This is a genomic window from Haloglomus irregulare (assembly GCF_007421925.1).
Lineage (GTDB): Archaea > Halobacteriota > Halobacteria > Halobacteriales > Haloarculaceae > Haloglomus > Haloglomus irregulare.
Genome location: NZ_QMDX01000009.1, coordinates 57946 through 74165, shown reverse-complemented (window position 1 = coordinate 74165; position 16220 = coordinate 57946). Strand labels below are relative to the sequence as shown.

Annotated in this window: 16 protein-coding genes and 1 tRNA gene; 5 read left to right on the top strand and 12 right to left on the bottom strand. The window is 68.5% G+C overall.

Going from position 1 to position 16220, the window contains the following annotated elements; all coding sequences use genetic code 11:
* Positions 1–38 precede the first annotated feature (38 nt).
* Positions 39–869, top strand: a complete 831-nt coding sequence (locus tag DP107_RS13495) for a M48 family metallopeptidase (RefSeq protein ID WP_144262674.1) — start codon at positions 39–41, stop codon at positions 867–869.
* A gap of 262 nt (positions 870–1131) precedes the next feature.
* Here the strand turns inward: DP107_RS13495 and DP107_RS13490 are convergent, their stop codons facing one another.
* From DP107_RS13490 to DP107_RS13440, 11 genes are all read right to left on the bottom strand, one after another.
* Positions 1132–1503: a hypothetical protein gene (locus tag DP107_RS13490; RefSeq protein ID WP_144262673.1), complete on the bottom strand. Its 372-nt coding sequence runs from the start codon at positions 1501–1503 to the stop codon at positions 1132–1134.
* Positions 1504–1579: 76 nt separating this feature from the next.
* Positions 1580–3181 (bottom strand): 2-oxo acid dehydrogenase subunit E2, encoded by a 1602-nt coding sequence (locus tag DP107_RS13485; protein WP_144262672.1) that lies wholly within the window; start codon positions 3179–3181, stop codon positions 1580–1582.
* Position 3182: 1 nt separating this feature from the next.
* The gene (locus DP107_RS13480; protein ID WP_144262671.1) at positions 3183–4193 is read right to left on the bottom strand and encodes an alpha-ketoacid dehydrogenase subunit beta; all 1011 of its coding nucleotides are present in this window, start codon (positions 4191–4193) and stop codon (positions 3183–3185) included.
* On the bottom strand, positions 4190–5293 hold the full coding sequence (gene pdhA / locus DP107_RS13475; RefSeq protein WP_144262670.1) for a pyruvate dehydrogenase (acetyl-transferring) E1 component subunit alpha: 1104 nt from the start codon (positions 5291–5293) through the stop codon (positions 4190–4192). Before pdhA ends, DP107_RS13480 begins: the two co-directional genes overlap by 4 nt.
* Positions 5294–5529: 236 nt before the next feature.
* A complete protein-coding gene (gene lipA / locus DP107_RS13470; RefSeq protein ID WP_272949848.1) occupies positions 5530–6519 on the bottom strand; it encodes a lipoyl synthase in 990 nt (329 codons plus the stop codon).
* A 579-nt stretch (positions 6520–7098) separates the two neighbouring features.
* On the bottom strand, positions 7099–7710 hold the full coding sequence (locus DP107_RS13465) for a 30S ribosomal protein S7 (protein ID WP_144262668.1): 612 nt from the start codon (positions 7708–7710) through the stop codon (positions 7099–7101).
* Positions 7707–8135: a 30S ribosomal protein S12 gene (locus DP107_RS13460; protein WP_015410678.1), complete on the bottom strand. Its 429-nt coding sequence runs from the start codon at positions 8133–8135 to the stop codon at positions 7707–7709. The genes DP107_RS13465 and DP107_RS13460 overlap by 4 nt, the downstream gene beginning before the upstream one ends.
* A 360-nt stretch (positions 8136–8495) precedes the next feature.
* The gene (locus tag DP107_RS13455; protein WP_144262667.1) at positions 8496–9152 is read right to left on the bottom strand and encodes a hypothetical protein; all 657 of its coding nucleotides are present in this window, start codon (positions 9150–9152) and stop codon (positions 8496–8498) included.
* A 76-nt stretch (positions 9153–9228) separates the two neighbouring features.
* Positions 9229–10548, bottom strand: coding sequence for an MFS transporter (locus DP107_RS13450; RefSeq protein WP_144262666.1), 1320 nt, complete (start codon positions 10546–10548; stop codon positions 9229–9231).
* A gap of 375 nt (positions 10549–10923) precedes the next feature.
* Positions 10924–11349, bottom strand: coding sequence for a NusA-like transcription termination signal-binding factor (locus tag DP107_RS13445; protein ID WP_144262665.1), 426 nt, complete (start codon positions 11347–11349; stop codon positions 10924–10926).
* A gap of 93 nt (positions 11350–11442) precedes the next feature.
* Complete coding sequence (locus DP107_RS13440) at positions 11443–12684, bottom strand: aminotransferase class V-fold PLP-dependent enzyme (protein WP_144262664.1); 1242 nt, start codon at positions 12682–12684, stop codon at positions 11443–11445.
* Positions 12685–12781: 97 nt separating this feature from the next.
* Between DP107_RS13440 and DP107_RS13435 the strand changes: the two genes are divergently transcribed.
* Positions 12782–12856: transfer RNA gene (locus tag DP107_RS13435), tRNA-Arg, on the top strand.
* Positions 12857–13021: 165 nt separating this feature from the next.
* On the top strand, positions 13022–13147 hold the full coding sequence (locus DP107_RS21135) for a hypothetical protein (protein ID WP_272949846.1): 126 nt from the start codon (positions 13022–13024) through the stop codon (positions 13145–13147).
* 143 nt (positions 13148–13290) lie between these two features.
* On the opposite strand, the gene cdd is transcribed toward DP107_RS21135, so the two are convergent.
* On the bottom strand, positions 13291–13701 hold the full coding sequence (gene cdd / locus DP107_RS13430) for a cytidine deaminase (RefSeq protein ID WP_144262663.1): 411 nt from the start codon (positions 13699–13701) through the stop codon (positions 13291–13293).
* A 228-nt stretch (positions 13702–13929) separates the two neighbouring features.
* Here cdd and DP107_RS20130 point away from each other — a divergent pair, with 228 nt between their 5' ends.
* Positions 13930–14445: a hypothetical protein gene (locus DP107_RS20130; protein ID WP_185977310.1), complete on the top strand. Its 516-nt coding sequence runs from the start codon at positions 13930–13932 to the stop codon at positions 14443–14445.
* A 47-nt stretch (positions 14446–14492) separates the two neighbouring features.
* Positions 14493–15881: a signal recognition particle protein Srp54 gene (locus tag DP107_RS13420; RefSeq protein ID WP_144262662.1), complete on the top strand. Its 1389-nt coding sequence runs from the start codon at positions 14493–14495 to the stop codon at positions 15879–15881.
* The last annotated feature ends 339 nt before the right edge of the window (positions 15882–16220 follow it).

Genomic DNA, 16220 nt, shown 5'->3' with positions numbered 1-16220 from the left:
GCACCGCTTATATCCGACGACGCCCTATCCGTTTCCGTATGACCGACTTCGGACTACAGGCGCGGATGGTCGTCGTCGGGGCGATCCTGTTCGCGTTCTACCTGGCGGCTGGCACCTTCGCCGCGGCGATGCTCGGCCTGCCGCTCGTTCCGGTGTTGGCCGTGGGTATCCTCGTCGTACCGGCGCTCCAGTACAAACTGGGCAAGTGGCTGGCGACCCGGAAGGCAGAGGAGATCCCCAGGGGGACGACCGGTCGCTACGGCGACGTCCGGAAGATGACGCTGGACCTGGCCCGCGAGATGGACGTCCCCGAGCCCACGGTGATGAAGATGCAGATGGGCGTCCCCAACGCCTTCGCCGTCGGCCGGAAGGGCGCCGGCGTGGTCTGCGTGAGCGAGGAGCTGGTCGCCCTGCTCGACCGCGACGAGCTGGAGGGCGTCATCGCCCACGAGCTGGCCCACATCAAGAACCGCGACGTCGTGACGATGGTCATCGGCCAGTCGATCGGGATGATCGTCGGCTACGTCGCCTACTTCGCGGTGCTGATGGGCGGGGAGCGCAACATCGGGAGCGTCATCGTGGCGATGATCGCCTCCTCGCTGGCGAACGCGCTCGTGATGGTGTTCGTGCTCGCCATCTCCCGCTACCGGGAGTACGTCGCCGACGCGGACGCTCGCGAGGCGATCGGCAGGGGTGACCCGCTGGCCCGCGCGCTGGAGAAGATCTCCCGCGCCGCCGAGGGCGGCGAATCCGAACTCGATGACAGCATGAACGCACTCTGTATCCTCAACGCCGAGCGCGGTCTGCTCGCACGGCTGTTCGCGACCCACCCGCCGATGGAGAAGCGTGTCGAGCGGCTGCGGGCCTGAGACTCGAGCTTTTTTCCGGCTCGGGCTTCCTCGCGCTCGCTTCGCTCGCGCTGCGGAGAGCCACTCGCCGCAAAAAACGTTCAGCAAAAGAGTCGGCCTCCGCGTCCTACGGGCGCTCCGGCCGGTGAAACCGCGCTCGCTTCGCTCGTGCGGTATGCAATGAAGGGGAAATCCAACGGTTCACTTCGCCGTGCAGCGGGACGCCGTCTGGAAGCCTGCCGACAGGGCCGGTACTCGAACACTTCTGATGAACGTGGACCGGTCAGCAGGGTACCCCGAGGCTAATACGGACGGTTTCGCCGCGGCGTTCGACGTATATCGGAGAGTCCACTGAGTTGGTGTACTCTCTCGTCTCCTGTATGGAAAGCTGCTCGGCTATCGGGTCGTCCTCGGTCGCGTTCTGTTCGATGGCTCGACGGGCGTACTGCTGCACCACCTCGGGTTGGTCTTCGTACGCCTGGCCCTGCGCTGGATTCGGCGCCTCGTCGACGAGGAAGGCCTTGATGTTCCCCCTGTTGGCACAGAGCTTCCCCTGCGATGGACATCCGGCAGTCACGCAGGTGCTCGCCACGCCGGCCCATCCGAGAAACCGGCGTCGAGAGGCCGTCCCGTCCCTCCACTCGCGGGAGTCCATGGGTACCGTCCGATGACAGCGAGTATTAGAGCTTGTCCGCCGACCCAACCGACGAGAACTCGAAACCAGAGAAGCGCTATTCCAGCAACAGCAGCTCCGGATTCGACAGGTACTCCATCAGCGTGTTCGCGAACTGCGCCGCGTCCGCGCCGTCGATGACGCGGTGGTCGATGGACAGCGAGATGGGGAGGGTCCACTTCGCGACGACCTCGCCGTCCTCCACGACGGGGCGCTGCTTCAGTTCGCCCAGCCCGAGGATGCCCGTCTCGGGGTAGTTGATGATGGGCGTGGCGTACTCGCCGCCGATGGCACCGAAGTTGGTGATGGAGAAGGTACCGCCCTGCATCTCCTCGCGGCTGATGGAGCGGTCCCGGGCCTTCGCCGCGAGCTCGTTCACCTCGCTGGCGATGGTGAGCATGCCCTTCCCGTCGGCGTCCTTCACGACGGGGACCATCAGGCCCGCGTCCGTGGCGACGGCGATGCCGATGTTGTGGTAGCGCTTGACGAGGATCTCCTCTTCGTCCTCGTTCAGCTGCGAGTTGAGAATCGGATGCTCCTTCAGCGCCGCCACGATGGCCTTCACCACGAACGGCATGTAGGTCAGCTTGATGCCCCGCTCCTCCGCCTTCGGCTTGAGCCGGGCCCGGGTGTCCACGAGGTCCTCGACGACGACCGTGTCGTGGTGGGTGACGTGGGGCGCGGTGTACTTCGAGTTCTCCATCGCCTTCCCGATGGTCCGGCGGATGCCGCGGTAGGGTCGCCGTTCGACCTCCCCCTCGGCCGTCGTTTCGGTGTCGGGCGGGGTCTCGGCAGTCGCGTCGACGGCCGCCGACTCCTGCCGGACGGCCGCCGCGTCGGCCTCCTGGGCGACGCGCTGGGCCTCGGCGTAGGACCGGACCTGCTCGGCGTCGACGAACGGCTCGCCGTCGCGGATCTCGTCGGTCGGCACGTCGTTGATATCGATACCCTCCTCCTGGGCGACCTGCCGGGTCGCCGGCGCGGCGAGCGTCCGGTCGCGGCCGGCGGCCTCGGGAGCGCCGCCCGGGTGTGCGTCGGCGGGCGCGGGCTTGGCGTCGGCCTCGCTCTCGGCCTCGTCGGTCACCTTCCGGGTGGCCGACCGGACCGCGGGCTCCGGTTCCTCGTCGGCCGTCTCCGTGCCGGCCGGTTCGCCGCCGGACTCGGCGGCCGCCCGCACGTCGCCCTCGGTGACGCGGCCGCCGGGGCCGCTCCCCGGGACCGTCTCGATGTCGACGCCCAGTTCGCGGGCCAGCCGCCGGGCGGAGGGCGCGGCGAACACGCGGCCGCCCTTGGCGGAAACCTCGCCGTCGGATTCGCCGTCTGTGCTCGCCGCCGGCCCGCTCGCCTCGGAGGCGGCCGGGTCGGCGTCGCCGGGGTCGGCTGGCTCGGACTCACCCTCGTCGGCGGGTTCGACGGGTTCGCCCTCGACATCGAACGTGATGATGACCTCACCGACGGGGACCATCTCCCCCTCCTCGGCGAGGATTTCCCGGACGGTCCCGTTGACCGGCGCGGGCACCTCCACGACCGCCTTATCAGTCTCCACCTCGGCGACGGGCTGGTCCTCACTCACGGCGTCACCGACCTCGACCAGCCAACTGACGATCTCTGCCTCGGTCAGCCCCTCGCCCACGTCGGGGAGCTTGAACTCGCGGACCATGTCAGAACTCCGCCGTCTCGCGGATGCCGTCGGCGATGCGGGCCGCCTCGGGCAGGTAGTAGTCCTCCAGCGCGTACAGCGGGAACGGGACGTCGAACCCGGTGACGCGATTGACCGGTGCCTCCTGATACAGCAGCGCCTCCTCCTGGATGGTGGCCGTGATCTCGCCGGCCAGGCCGCCGGTCTTTGGTGCCTCGTGGACGACGACCGCACGGCCGGTCTTCTTGAACGACTCCAGTACCGTCTCCGTGTCCATCGGCGACAGCGTCCGGAGGTCGACCACCTCGCAGTCGATGCCCTCGTCGGCGAGGGCTTCGGCGGCCTCCATCGTCGGCCGGGTCATCGCCCCCCAGGTGTAGACGGAGACGTCGGCACCCTCCCGGCGGACCGCGGCCTCGCCGAGCGGAACCGTGTACGTCTCGTCGGGCACCTCCTCGCGGAACGCCCGGTAGATGAGCTTCGGCTCCAGGAAGACGACGGGGTCCGGGTCGCGGATGGCCGAGGCCAGCAGCCCCTTCGTGTCGTACGGGGTCGAGGGGATGACCACCTTCAGCCCCGGCTCGTGGACGAAGAACGTCTCCTTTGACTCGGAGTGGTGCTCCGGGGCGCGGATGCCGCCACCGTACGGCGCCCGGACGACCATCGGACAGGTGTAGCGTCCGCGCGACCGCGTCCGCATGCGGGCGGCGTGGGAGATGATCTGGTCGAACGCGGGGTAGATGAACCCCATGAACTGCATCTCCGGCACGGGGCGCATCCCGTAGGCCGCCATCCCGACCGCGGTGCCGACGATGCCGGCCTCCGCGAGCGGCGTGTCGACGACCCGCTCCTCGCCGAACTCGTCGTAGAGGCCCTGGGTGGCGCGGAAGACGCCGCCGTTCTTGCCGACGTCCTCGCCCATCACCAACACCGAGTCGTCCCGCTCCATCTCGCCGTACAGCCCGTCCCGGACGGCCTGTACGAGGGTGAGGTTCTGCGTGTCGCCTGCCGTCTTCGTGTCTTGCGTGCTCATTCCAGGAGTTCCTCGTCGCCGTGCGTTTCCCGTACCCGCTGGAGGTACGCGACCTGCTCCTGCAGCCGCCTGGGTTGGTCGGCGTAGACGTGCTCGAACATCTCCTCGAGGTCGGGCCGCTCGACGGTCTCGGCTGCCTCGATGGCGTCGGCCACCCGTTCCTCGACCGCCTGCTGGATCCCGGCCGCCCGCTCGTCGTCGAGCAGCCCCTGCTCCCGCAGGAAGGTCTCCAGCCGCGGGATGGGGTCTTTGGCCTTCCATCGCTCGACCTCGTCCTCGTCGCGGTAGACCGAGGGGTCGTCGGCCGTCGTGTGCGCGCCGAAGCGGTACTGGACCGCCTCGATGAGCGTCGGTCGGAGCTCGTCCTCGTCCGGGTCCTTTGCCTTCTCGACGGCCTCGCGAGTCACCTTGTAGACCGCGAGCGGGTCCATCCCGTCGACCTGGACGCCCTCGAAGCCGTAGGCGATGGCTTTCTGCGAGAGCGTCTCCGACCGGGTCTGGCGTTCCCGGGGGACGGAGATGGCCCACTGGTTGTTGTTGCAGAAGAACACCGCCGGGGCGTCGAAGACGCCGGCGAAGTTGAGCCCCTCGTGGAAGTCACCCTCCGAGGTGGCGCCGTCACCGAAGTAGCAGATGAACGCCTCGTCGGCGCCCTGCAGCCGGGAGGCCCAGGCCATTCCGGTCGCGTGGGGGATCTGCGTCGCGATGGGGACCGCCACGGGGAAGATGTTGCAGTCCTCGAGCCGGTTGCCCCGCTCGTCGCCCATCCAGTAGCGGAGCGTCCCGCTCAGGCTCTGGCCTCGCACCAGGGCGACGGCGTGCTCCCGGTAGGACGGCACCACCCAGTCCCCCTGGTCGAGGGCGTACGCGGAGCCGACCTGGGCCCCCTCCTGCCCGGAGAGCGGCGGATACGTCCCCATCCGCCCCTGGCGCTGGAGGCTGACCGCGCGCTGGTCGAAGTGGCGTGCCAGTTTCATATCCCGGTACATCCCGACGAGGTCCTCGTCGGGGACATCGGGAACCGCGGCGCCGTCGAGGACGTGCCCGTCCTCGTCGAGGATCTGGACCTGCTCGTGCGGGTCCCGCTGTAACGTGCTCATGAGTGTCTCACCCTGCGGTACGACATACCTCCGACTGCCGCCGCCGGTGCCGTATAGTTTACGTAAGATTTGCCCGAAACGGACGGACGGTCGCCCCGTCCGGTATCAACTGCCGGGTATGACGGGTTGGCCGGCGCCCGGCGTGCGGACGTCGAATCCCCGACGGGGGCCGTCGTCGGGCGACGGGCGGTGGCGAGGGCCGGCGCGTGTCGGTGTCCGCGTCGGCACCGCCGGTGTCAGTCCCCGCGGGCGCGGGCCTCGGCTCGCGCGTCCTCGACGGTCCGGCCCTCCCGCTCGACCGCCTCGACGAAGAACTCGCCGGCCTTGAACGACGACCGGACCATCGGCCCCGAGGCGCAGTAGCTGAAATCGAACTCCCGCTCGGCCACCTCGCGCCAGACCTCGAACTTGTCGGGGTGGACGTAGTCGAACACCTCCAGATGCGACCGCGAGGGCTGGAGGTACTGCCCGAACGTGACGATATCCGTCCCCACCTCCCGCAGGTCGCCCAGGGTGCGGTACACCTCGTGGTCGTACTCGCCCACGCCGAGCATCAGGCTCGTCTTGACGTACGCGCCCGACTCGCGGGCGTACTGCTCCAGCACCGACAGGGACTGCTCGTAGCCCGCCCGCCGGTCCCGGACCGGCCACTGGAGCCGGGCGACCGTCTCGACGTTGTGCGCCAGCACGTCCGCGCCCGCCTCCGCGACCGTCGCCACGAGTTCGGGCTCACCCTGGAAGTCCGGCGTCAGCGCCTCCACCAGGATGGAGGGGTCCCGGTCCTTGATGGCCCGGATGGTGTCGGCGAAGTGCCCCGCACCCTGGTCGGGCAGGTCGTCCCGGTCGACCGACGTGAGGACGACGTAGTCCAGCCCGATTTCGGCAACCGCGTCGGCCACCTGCTCGGGTTCGTCCGGGTCCGGCGGCTCCATGCCGCCCGTCTGGACGTCACAGAAGTTACACCCCCGCGAACAGCGGTCCCCCAGCAGCATGAACGTCGCCGTGCCGGGGCCGTTCCGCCCGGACCAGCAGTCGCCCAGGTTCGGGCAGGAGGCCTCCTCGCAGACCGTGTGGAGGTCGTGCTCCCGCAGCGTCTCCTTGATCTCGGTGAACCGCTCGCCCGACGGCGGCCGCATCTTCAGCCAGTCGGGCTTGCGTGCGCCGCTCATACGCGAACGTTGGTGCGGTTCGGTGAAAGCCCTGTGGTTGAACTGGTGCGGGAGGATGTCGGGGACGGTTGGTGTCCGGGGCGACGACAGCGGCGGGGACGGCTACGAAGCCCTCGCGCTCTCGACTCGGGGGCCTCGCTGCGCTCGGCTCACCTTCGATTCCGCCAGGCACACGGCTTGTGGAGGCCCGCGGCGCCCCTGCCCTTCCCCGGGTTCCCGCGGTGGTTCGAAGGACGCGGAGCGTCTCTCGTCATCGCGAGACGGCTTCGCCGTCTCGAACGACTGCGCCGCAGGGTACGGGGGACGGAGTCCCCCGGCACGCGCTCCCGGCCGGAGAGCGGTTGGTCGGCCGGCCGGTTCCGAGTGCAGGAAGCGCGCGAGCGCCTCACTGCCGAGACCCCGAGCAGCGCGAGGGGGTCGAGGCTCCCGGCGCTCGCGCGGGGAGGTGTGGGGGTACCCTGGCCCGCCGGAACCACCAGGTGCGAATGCTCGACGGGACAGGCAACAGGGTGGGGCTTTCGGCAGGTTCTCGTCGTAGCCGTCGCCGCCACGGATATTACACCGTTCTCCAGCCATATTGTCCAATGATAGTGCGTCTAGACGATTATACCGAAAACAGGAAGAATATACGCCGGATTACCGAGCTGCAGCCGCGACGCGTTCCTTCTCCTCCTTCTGGGAGATGGCGTAGGTCTGCAGGTCGTAGTCGGCGGCACCGATGAGCTGCTGGGCGAGCGCCTCGGCGGCCGTCGTCTTCGTCTTGTAGGAGTTCTGCTTGACGCCCTGGGCGATGAACTTCAGGGCTTGGTCGACGCGGCGCTGCGGGGCCACGTCGACGGCCTTGGGAACGGAGATGCCGCCGTACTTCAGGCGGACGGTCTCCTCGCGGGGGCCGCTGTTCTCGACGGCCGTGACCAGGGTCTGGACCGGGTTCTCGTCGGTCCGGTTCTCGATAGTGGCGAACGCCTCGCGGACGATGCGCGTGGCCTGCTGCTTCTTGCCCGTGTTCTCGTCGGTCTGCATCAGGCGGTTGATCAGCCGCTCGACGATGGAGATCTCGGACTTCTTGAACTGCTTGTTCGCGTGCCGGCCCATCGTGTGGGCAACGGGCGTGACCGTGATGTAGCGTCGCGTCGAGGGGTCGTCGTACTCGATGTCGTCGACGGAGTAGCGCTCGAACAGCAGCGCGGAGACGCGCTCGTCATCGGTGGAGGCGGGCGCGTCGGGGTCCGGTTGCTCGGCGCTCATCGGACCGGCTTCTCCGCGTTCCCACGCACGAGTTCGATCATGGAGACGCCGTTCACCTTCTCAACCTTGTAGTTGACACCGGAGAGGTCGCCCATCGCGCGGCCCTTCGCGCCGCCGATGCCGGCGATGGTGACCTCGTCGTGCTCGTCGATGAAGGAGATAGCACCGTCACCGGGACAGAACGCGGTGACCTGCTTCCCGTTCTTGATGAGCTGGACCCGGACGCACTTCCGGATGGCCGAGTTCGGCTGCTTGGCCTCGATGCCGACCTTCTCCAGTACGATACCACGACCCTGTGGGGCGCCTTCGAGCGGGTCGGACTTCTTGCCCAGCCCGCGTGCCCGCCGTGCGTAGTCCGAGTCGGACCACCGGTGCTTCTGGCGGTCCTTCTTCAGCTTGCGCGCGGCGTACTTGCCGTTCGCCATAGTGCATGGCTGTTCACGACGGAGGGACTTAAGAGTCCCTTTTCGTTGCGAACCCCGTGACTGGCTCACGGGCCGGGGCTCGGCGGCGCTACCGCCGGTTTCGCGGGGTCCGGCTCAGGGCTCGCGGACCTCGTCGGCCGTGGAGATGGAGACGTCGGGGTCCTGCGGCCGGGCGACCAGCCGGCGGAGTTCCAGCTGTTCCATCGCCTCGTCGGCGAGCGCCGAGAGCCGCCACTCCTCGCCCTCGGAGAGCGGAGCCGTCCGGTCCTCGTCGTAGACCGCGAGCGTCCCGATGGGGTGGCCGTCCGGGGCGACCAGGCGGGCGCGGGCGTACCACCGGAAGCCCTCGTCGGGCGCGTACTACCGCCACTCGTGGTCGTGGAGGTCCGGGAGGCAGACCACGCCGGGGTCGAGGAACGTCCGGGCGCAGATGCTCTCGCGCCGGGGCTGGGTCGTGTCGGGCGTGCCGTAGGCCGCGAGCGCCTGGTAGCGGGTGCGGTCGATGAGCCCGACCAGCGCCGCGGAGACGCCGATAGTCTCGGCGGCCAGCCGACAGAGCCGCTGGAGGCTCCCCCGGGCCAGTAGCGGCGCCATCCCGTACTGGTCGGCCGCGACCGCGCGGGCCTCCTCCTCGGCGAGCGGGTAGTCGGTCTCGTCGGCCTGGATGGCCTCCAGCACCCGGTCGGCCAGCCGCTCGAACTGGTCGGGCTGGGCCTTGTCGACGTGCCCCGCCACCTCCGGGCGGTCGGCGATGGCCGGGCGACCGGCACTGAACGTCAGGACCGTCGCCCCGCCATCGGCGGCGGTCTGCAGGGCCTCGTCCCAGTCGTCGTCCTGTCCCACCCCCGGCTCGAACACGAGGACGTCGACCGGCTCGCGGTCCAGCGTCGCCGTCGCCACCCGGGGGTTCGAGGCGTCCAGCACCTCGACCCCGTCGGTGCGCATCTCCAGCGCCAGCCCCGTCGCCTCGGCCGTGGGGCCGGCGTCGACGCAGAGCACCGTGATGCCCGATTCCATTATGTCACCACGGCGCCCCCTGTACTTCAGCGTTCCGCGAAAACGGGCCGTGAGTCCGCCGTGGAGCCGCTCGGCGTCAGTCGTCGCTCGACGCGGGCGGGGAGGACGGGTCGCTCCCGACGAAGCCCGCCTCGTCGGCGACGCTGGCGATGCGTGGCTGGAACACCCACGCCGTCAGCAGGACGATCGGGATCATCGACGCGCCCACGATAGCGTAGCCGATGTGGAGGTTGGCCAGGAACGGCGCGGCGTAGACCAGGGGGTAGACGATACCCCCGACCGTGCCGACGCCGCCGACGACGCCCGCCACGGCGCCGGAGCTATCGGGGAACATTGCCGGCACCTGCGCGAAGATGGCCCCCTCGGCGAACGCACAGCCCATCCCGACGAGGAAGCCCGCGCCGACCGCCAGCAGTACCTGCCCGGTGAGTCCGGCGAGCGTCATCCCGAACATCGTCAGGACGACGAAGCACAGCGCCACGAACGTCCACTGCTCGCGGTAGTGCCCCTGGAACACGGGGAGGATGTTCGTCTCGTTGCGGGCGACCCGGTCGCTGACGTAGCCACCGATGGGTCGCAGCAGCCCCGCGGCCACCGAGAACGTCGCCGCGAAGGTCGCCGCCAGCGTGAGGTTCTGCGTGTTGAATCCCTCCCGGTAGTAGGTCGCCAGCCAGCCGTTCATCGACAGCTCCAGGCCGAACGTCATCACGTACGCCAGCGCGAGCACGACCGTCCCGTAGCGGGTGGCGGTGTAGAGCCAGTCCTTGAAGCCGGCGTTCTGCTTCGTCGCCTCGCGCTTGGCTTCGGACTTGGCGGCCTCGCCGAACGTGTAGTAGACGACCGCCAGCCCGATCGAGACGACGCCGGTGTAGAAGAAGGCGGCCCGCCAGTTCGTCGAGAACAGCGGCCCGCTCCAGCCGGTCGGGAACACCCGCGGCAGGATGAGCGCTCCGCCCGCGGCGCCGGCGTTCCCGATGCCGGCGTAGACCCCCTCGGCGGTCCCGAGTTCGCCCTCCTCGAACCACTCGGAGACGTGCTGGATGCCGATGACGAAGGTGATGCCGGCCGTCGCGACGATGAGCCGCTCGATGAAGAACACCGTGTACGACTGGGCGAACGCCGATGCCATCGAGAACACCCCGACGTACCCCAGGACGATGGCGAACACCGTCGGCGCACCGAACTTGTCCGAGAGCCACCCCGTCAGGATGCGGCCGAACGGGGCGAGCCAGATGGCCGCGCTCGCCAGGATACCGATCTCGGCGAGCGAGAGGCCGAACTCCTCCGCCATCGGCCCCGTGAACGGCGCGAACGAGAACCAGATGAGGAAGGAGAAGTTGAACCCGATCGTCGCGAGCAGCAGCGTCCGGTACTTCGTCATCCGGATCAGACCCATACGTCCACCCCCTCGCGGGAACGGGCAGCACCACGCGATTCCGCATTCCGTTCGTGCACTGATTCTCTATTCCACTGAACGCTGGTCCACTCCATCACGGATTATCCAGATGAACCTGGCCTGCATAAGCGCTATCGTTTACGAAATGGATATATTCGTCGTCGGAGTGGACGTGAGTCCGGAATTGGGACGGGTATTACGAATTTAAGGGCGTTGTCCGTCCAGAAATACGGCCCAAATCTGGACGAAGCGGGTATCGGATCGGCGGGTGCCGTCCGAACCGGTCATGCACAGGGGTTTGGCCGTCGAACCACCACTCCGCCGGCGCGCGCGAGCAACCCGGATTCACCGGGCGACGCGCCCGTTCGCGGCCGGTCAGGTCAGCTCCACGTCGTCGAGGTCGAAGTGGCGCCGGGCCAGTTCGCGAGCCCGACCGATGGTCCGGCCGTCCGTGCCGATGGCGACGCCGCGGTCCGCGGCGTCGACCTCCGCGTACGCGACGCGGTCCCCGTTCTCGCTGACGGTGACGTTGTAAACCGCCGCCGGGGCGAGCGCGTTCGCCACGAACCCCTCCGGGCGGTCGGCGTGCTCGACCAGCTCCACGTCCCGGTCGAGCCGGTCCTCCATCCGCTTGACGTGCCGGCCGTCCGGGCCGATGGCCTGGCCCATCTCGCCGGCCGGCACCACGAACACCACGCGGTCGAACTCGTCGTCGACCAGACAGTCCCGAGCCGCGACGCCGGTCTCGTCCTCGAACAGGGCGACGAGCCGGCGCGCCTCGTCCGACAGCGTGACACGCATGACTCGGGGTTCGGCAGGCATCGGTATAAGTTCGCTGACGTGGGCACACGAGCACCCCGGAACGATGACGCGACGGCGGGGCTGAGCTGTCGCTCAGGCGAACAGCTGGCGCGCCTCGTCGACGGCTTCGACCAGCATATCGACCTCCTCGCGAGTGTTGTAGAGGTAGAACGACGCCCGCGCGGAGGCGCTGGCCCCGAGCACGTCGTGGAGGGGCTGGGTACAGTGGTCGCCGGCCCGGACCGCGACGGCGAAGTCGTTGAGGATGGACGAGAGGTCGTGAGCGTGGGCGCCGGCGATATTGAACGCCACGAGGCCGGCACGGTCGTCGCCCGGCGGGCCGTACACCTCCACGTCCTCGTGCTCGGTGAGTCGGTCGTAGGCGTACTCCGTGAGCTGCTGCTCGTGGCGCTGGATCCGCTCGAGGCCGATGTCGTCGAGGTAGTCACACGCCTCCGCCAGCGCGATGCCGCCGGCGATGTTCTGCGTGCCGGCCTCGAACTTCCAGGGGAGCTCGTTCCAGCTCGCCTCATCGAAGTCGACCTTCAGGATCATCTCGCCGCCGTAGAGGTACGGCTGCATCTCCTCGAGGATGTGGCGCTTGCCGTACATCGCGCCGGTGCCCGTGGGGCCACACATCTTGTGGCCGGAGAAGGCAAAGAAGTCACAGTCCATCGCCTTCACGTCGATCGGCTTGTGCGGGACCGACTGGGCCCCGTCGACGTAGATGTACGCGTCGTGGTCGTGGGCGATATCAGCGAGCTCCGCGACGGGGTTGATCGTCCCCAGCGTGTTCGAGACGTGGACCACCGACACCATCTGCGTGTCGTCGGTGATGAGCTCGGCGGCGGCCTCCATGTCGAGGTAGCCGTCGTCGGTGATGGGGATGTACTTGCAGTCGGCGCCGGTCCGCTTGGCGATCTGCTGCCAGGTGACCAGCGAGGCGTGGTGCTCCATCTCGGTGAGCACGACCTCGTCGCCGGGGCCGAGTTCGTTCAGACCCCAGGCGTAGGCGACCGTGTTCATCGCCTGCGTCGTGTTCAGCGTGAAGGCGATCTCCTCCCGGCCGTCGGCGCCGATGAACTCGGCGATACGGTCGTGTGCATCCTCGTACGCGATGCTCGACTCCTGGGAGAGCTGGTGGATGCCACGGTGGACGTTGGCGTTGTACGACCGGTAGTACTCCGAGATGGCGTCGATAACCCGCTCGGGGGTCTGTGAAGTAGCCGCGTTGTCGAGGTAGACCAGTGGCTGGCCGTCGATATCGCGTTCTAGGATGGGGAAATCCGCGCGAACGCGCTCGACATCCAGCGGGTCGACGTCCTGCGTTGCCATTATTGGCTAGTAGGGACGGACAAAGGTCACTCCTTCGGTGGCCCCGCCGGGGTCCGACCCGCACCGCTTTTGCGCCGGGCGGCCCTCTCACCGACCAGGGCGCGTAGCTCAGCCCGGATAGAGCATCGGACTTCTAATCCGACGGTCGTGGGTTCGAATCCCACCGCGCTCGTTCGTCGCTCTGCTCCGCACTCGCATCGCCGACCTGACGGGGCCGGGGAAAGGCGAGGTCCGTACCGCCCACAGCCGTGTCCGGTCGGCCGCTTACTCACGTGTAACCGAGTTGCCCCAGCGTTCGAGAACGGGTAACACGGTCCCGACCGTATCGAGTGATGCCATGTCGGCCACCGCCCACCACTCCTGTGTGGTCTGCCGTACCGACTACCGCGACGCGCCGGAACGCATCGCCCGGCGACTGCTGTGTGAGCGCGGCTACGCGAACGCCTGTCCGCGGTCGGCCTAAGACCCCGACGGCCCGTTCTGACGGGTTCCAGGGACGGTTCCGGGCGTGTGTCGCGCCCCCGAGCATGCGAGACGGCATCCCCCGTCGCGGCCTCCTCCGGGCGGTCGGGACCGGCTCCGGCGGTTGACCGGGTCGAGACGGGGCTACCCCGCCCTGTCGACCTCGTTGCCGGACATCGCGCCCGGCAGTAGCTCCCCCAGCGTCCACTCCTCGGTGCCGTCGCCGGTGTCGCAGAGCACGCGGAGGTCGTCGTCGCAGAGCTCCGCCAGCGTCTGCCGGCAGAGCCCGCAGGGTGTGACGCCGTCGCGCGCGCCGGAGGAGACGGCGACGGTCTCGAACGACCGGTGACCCGCGGCCACGGCCGCGCCGAGCGCCGCGCTCTCGGCGTGGATGGTGTTGGTGAAGGTGACCATCTCGACGTTGCAGCCCGCGAAGACGGCGCCGTCGCTCGTCAGCAGCGCCGCGCCCACGTCGTAGCCGGAGTACGGGGCGTACGCCCGGTCGCAGACCGCCCGGGCCCGGGCGACCAGCTCCGCGTCGGTCGGCTCGTCCATACCCGCCGGTCGCGCCGGCCGGACTTCAACGGTCGCCCCGCGCCGGGTCCGACCCCGTTCGGCCCACTGTTGGGCGAACGAGCCGTTCCGCCGGATACGTGGCGCGTAGCCCGGAGGAATCCCACATAGTAGCGAAACGTCGCGGTAACGTGACCGTCACCGGCTCGGTCCCGCACCCGCGTCGATTGGCCCGCAGGTATTAGCGGCTCGGGCCCTAATGAGGATGTAGTGCCAGTCTCTCGAACGTACCGCTGTCTGAACTGCATGGAGGGCACCGTCACTCGCACGTACGACGTGTCGCATCTGACGCGGACCTGCGATGCCTGCGACGAGTTCGACCGCCACGCAAACCAGCGCGTCATCGACCAGTACGACGCCTTCGAGGCGGACCCGCCCGAGGCGCTCGACTGGGGGTCGCTCGACCGGAAGCGGAAGCTGCTCGTCTCAGAGCGCGTCGCCCGCCACGGGCAATCGGCCGAGGACCTCGCCCCGGACACCGATGGCGAGGCCGAGTCCGAAGCGGACACGGCCGAGGCGAGCGCCCCCGCGGAGGACGACCACACCGACGACGCGGAGGCGCCGAGCCAGCCCATCGAGGCCGACCACGACGACGTGGCGGCCGCCGAGGAGGAGTCGACGGACGACCCGCCCGTCGACGAGGACGTCGACCCGGACGCGACGAACGGCGGCGTCAGGACCGATGTCGACCCGGACGGGGCGGACTCCGCGCCGGGCGGCGGCTGACGGACCCACGGAAAGCGTTTAGCCTCCCCACCGTTAACCGCCTGTAAATGGTACTCGATGATCTCGGCTCCTCGCTGCGCGGTTCCCTGGAGAAGCTCCGGGGCCAGTCCCGACTGAGCGAGGAGGACGTCGAGGAGATCGTCAAGGAGATCCAGCGGGCGCTCATCCAGGCCGATGTCGACATCTCCCTCGTCCAGGAGCTGTCCGACGATATCAAGGCCCGCGCGCTGGAGGAGGAGCCGCCCGCCGGGACGACGGCACGCGACCACATCCTCCGCATCGTCTACGAGGAACTCGTCGAGTTGGTCGGCGACTCGACGGAGATCCCCCTCGAACCACAGACCATCGTTCTCGCCGGCCTCCAGGGGTCGGGGAAGACGACGACGGCGGCGAAGATGGCGTGGTGGTTCTCGAAGAAGGGGCTCCGTCCCGCGGTCATCCAGACGGACACCTTCCGGCCGGGCGCCTACGACCAGGCCAAGCAGATGACCGAGCGCGCCGAGGTCGACTTCTACGGCGACCCCGACGAGGACGACCCCGTCGAGATCGCCCGCGAGGGGCTCGAACGGACCCAGGACGCGGACGTCCGCATCGTCGACACCTCGGGTCGCTCCGGACTGAACGAGGAGCTGGTCGACGAGCTAGAGGAGATCGAGGCCGAGGTGGACCCCGACCACAACCTGCTGGTTCTGGACGCCGCCATCGGTCAGGGCGCCAAGGACCAGGCGAAGGCGTTCGGCGACGCGGTCGGCATCGACGGCGTCGCCATCACGAAGCTGGACGGGACGGCGAAGGGTGGCGGCGCGCTCGCGGCGGTCGACCAGACGAACTCCACCATCGCCTTCCTCGGGACCGGCGAGGAGGTCCAGGACATCGAGCGGTTCGAGCCGTCGGGGTTCATCTCCCGGCTGCTCGGGATGGGCGACCTCAAACAGCTGACCGAGCGCGTCGAGCGCGCGATGGAGGAGACCGGGGCGGAGGACGACGACTGGGACCCGGAGGACCTGATGGACGGGGAGTTCACCCTCCACGACATGCGCAAGCAGATGAACGCGATGAACAAGATGGGGCCGCTCGACCAGGTGATGGACATGATTCCGGGGCTGGGCGGCGGGCTGATGGACCAGCTCCCCGACGACGCGATGGACGTCACCCAGGACCGGATGCGGAACTTCGAGGTCGTGATGGACGCGATGACCGAGGACGAACTCCGGAACCCCCGCTCGGTCGGCAAGTCCCAGGTCGAGCGCATCGCCCGCGGCTCCGGCCAGGGCGAGGAGACCGTCCGCGAACTGCTGGAGCAGCACAAGATGATGGCCCGGATGCTCAAGCAGTTCCAGGGGATGGGCGACGGTGACATGCAGCGGATGATGAAGCAGATGCAGGGCGGCGGTGGCGGTGGCGGGATGGGCGGGCTCGGCCCGTTCGGGGACTGAGAGCGTGGTAAAACACAGCATAATCGAATAAATCGGCCATCTTCGAGGAAGAGAGTCGACCACAGATACGATCCGGCGAGTTAGAGCTGTTCTTCTATACGGTGTGGGTGTTCGGGCTACAACAGCCATCGCCACACAACATCCAGAACTCGAAGAACGGCGCTCGCGCGGAAACTACTGGGTGCGAACCCTTCCGCGGTCGGACCGGGGATACTGAAACCGGTCGTACTCCCGCTCCTTTATCTCGGATAGGTGTTTTGAGGGCAATCCTACCGGTTCGTAGTCCCTGTCGGAGTAGCAGTGTTAGGGGGATAGGCTACGATAGATGATATTCCCACG

What these genes read in the sequence shown, in the direction of transcription:
- pdhA (WP_144262670.1), bottom strand. Translation starts at nt 5,293, where the DNA reads ATGAGCACGTTACAGCGGGACCCGCACGAGCAGGTCCAGATCCTCGAC.
- DP107_RS13460 (WP_015410678.1), bottom strand. Translation starts at nt 8,135, where the DNA reads ATGGCGAACGGCAAGTACGCCGCGCGCAAGCTGAAGAAGGACCGCCAG.
- DP107_RS13490 (WP_144262673.1), bottom strand. Translation starts at nt 1,503, where the DNA reads ATGGACTCCCGCGAGTGGAGGGACGGGACGGCCTCTCGACGCCGGTTT.
- DP107_RS21135 (WP_272949846.1), top strand. Translation starts at nt 13,022, where the DNA reads ATGTCGGCCACCGCCCACCACTCCTGTGTGGTCTGCCGTACCGACTAC.
- DP107_RS13445 (WP_144262665.1), bottom strand. Translation starts at nt 11,349, where the DNA reads ATGCGTGTCACGCTGTCGGACGAGGCGCGCCGGCTCGTCGCCCTGTTC.
- DP107_RS13440 (WP_144262664.1), bottom strand. Translation starts at nt 12,684, where the DNA reads ATGGCAACGCAGGACGTCGACCCGCTGGATGTCGAGCGCGTTCGCGCG.
- cdd (WP_144262663.1), bottom strand. Translation starts at nt 13,701, where the DNA reads ATGGACGAGCCGACCGACGCGGAGCTGGTCGCCCGGGCCCGGGCGGTC.
- DP107_RS13465 (WP_144262668.1), bottom strand. Translation starts at nt 7,710, where the DNA reads ATGAGCGCCGAGCAACCGGACCCCGACGCGCCCGCCTCCACCGATGAC.
- DP107_RS13485 (WP_144262672.1), bottom strand. Translation starts at nt 3,181, where the DNA reads ATGGTCCGCGAGTTCAAGCTCCCCGACGTGGGCGAGGGGCTGACCGAG.
- DP107_RS13420 (WP_144262662.1), top strand. Translation starts at nt 14,493, where the DNA reads ATGGTACTCGATGATCTCGGCTCCTCGCTGCGCGGTTCCCTGGAGAAG.
- DP107_RS13450 (WP_144262666.1), bottom strand. Translation starts at nt 10,548, where the DNA reads ATGGGTCTGATCCGGATGACGAAGTACCGGACGCTGCTGCTCGCGACG.
- DP107_RS13455 (WP_144262667.1), bottom strand. Translation starts at nt 9,152, where the DNA reads ATGGAATCGGGCATCACGGTGCTCTGCGTCGACGCCGGCCCCACGGCC.
- DP107_RS13480 (WP_144262671.1), bottom strand. Translation starts at nt 4,193, where the DNA reads ATGAGCACGCAAGACACGAAGACGGCAGGCGACACGCAGAACCTCACC.
- DP107_RS13495 (WP_144262674.1), top strand. Translation starts at nt 39, where the DNA reads ATGACCGACTTCGGACTACAGGCGCGGATGGTCGTCGTCGGGGCGATC.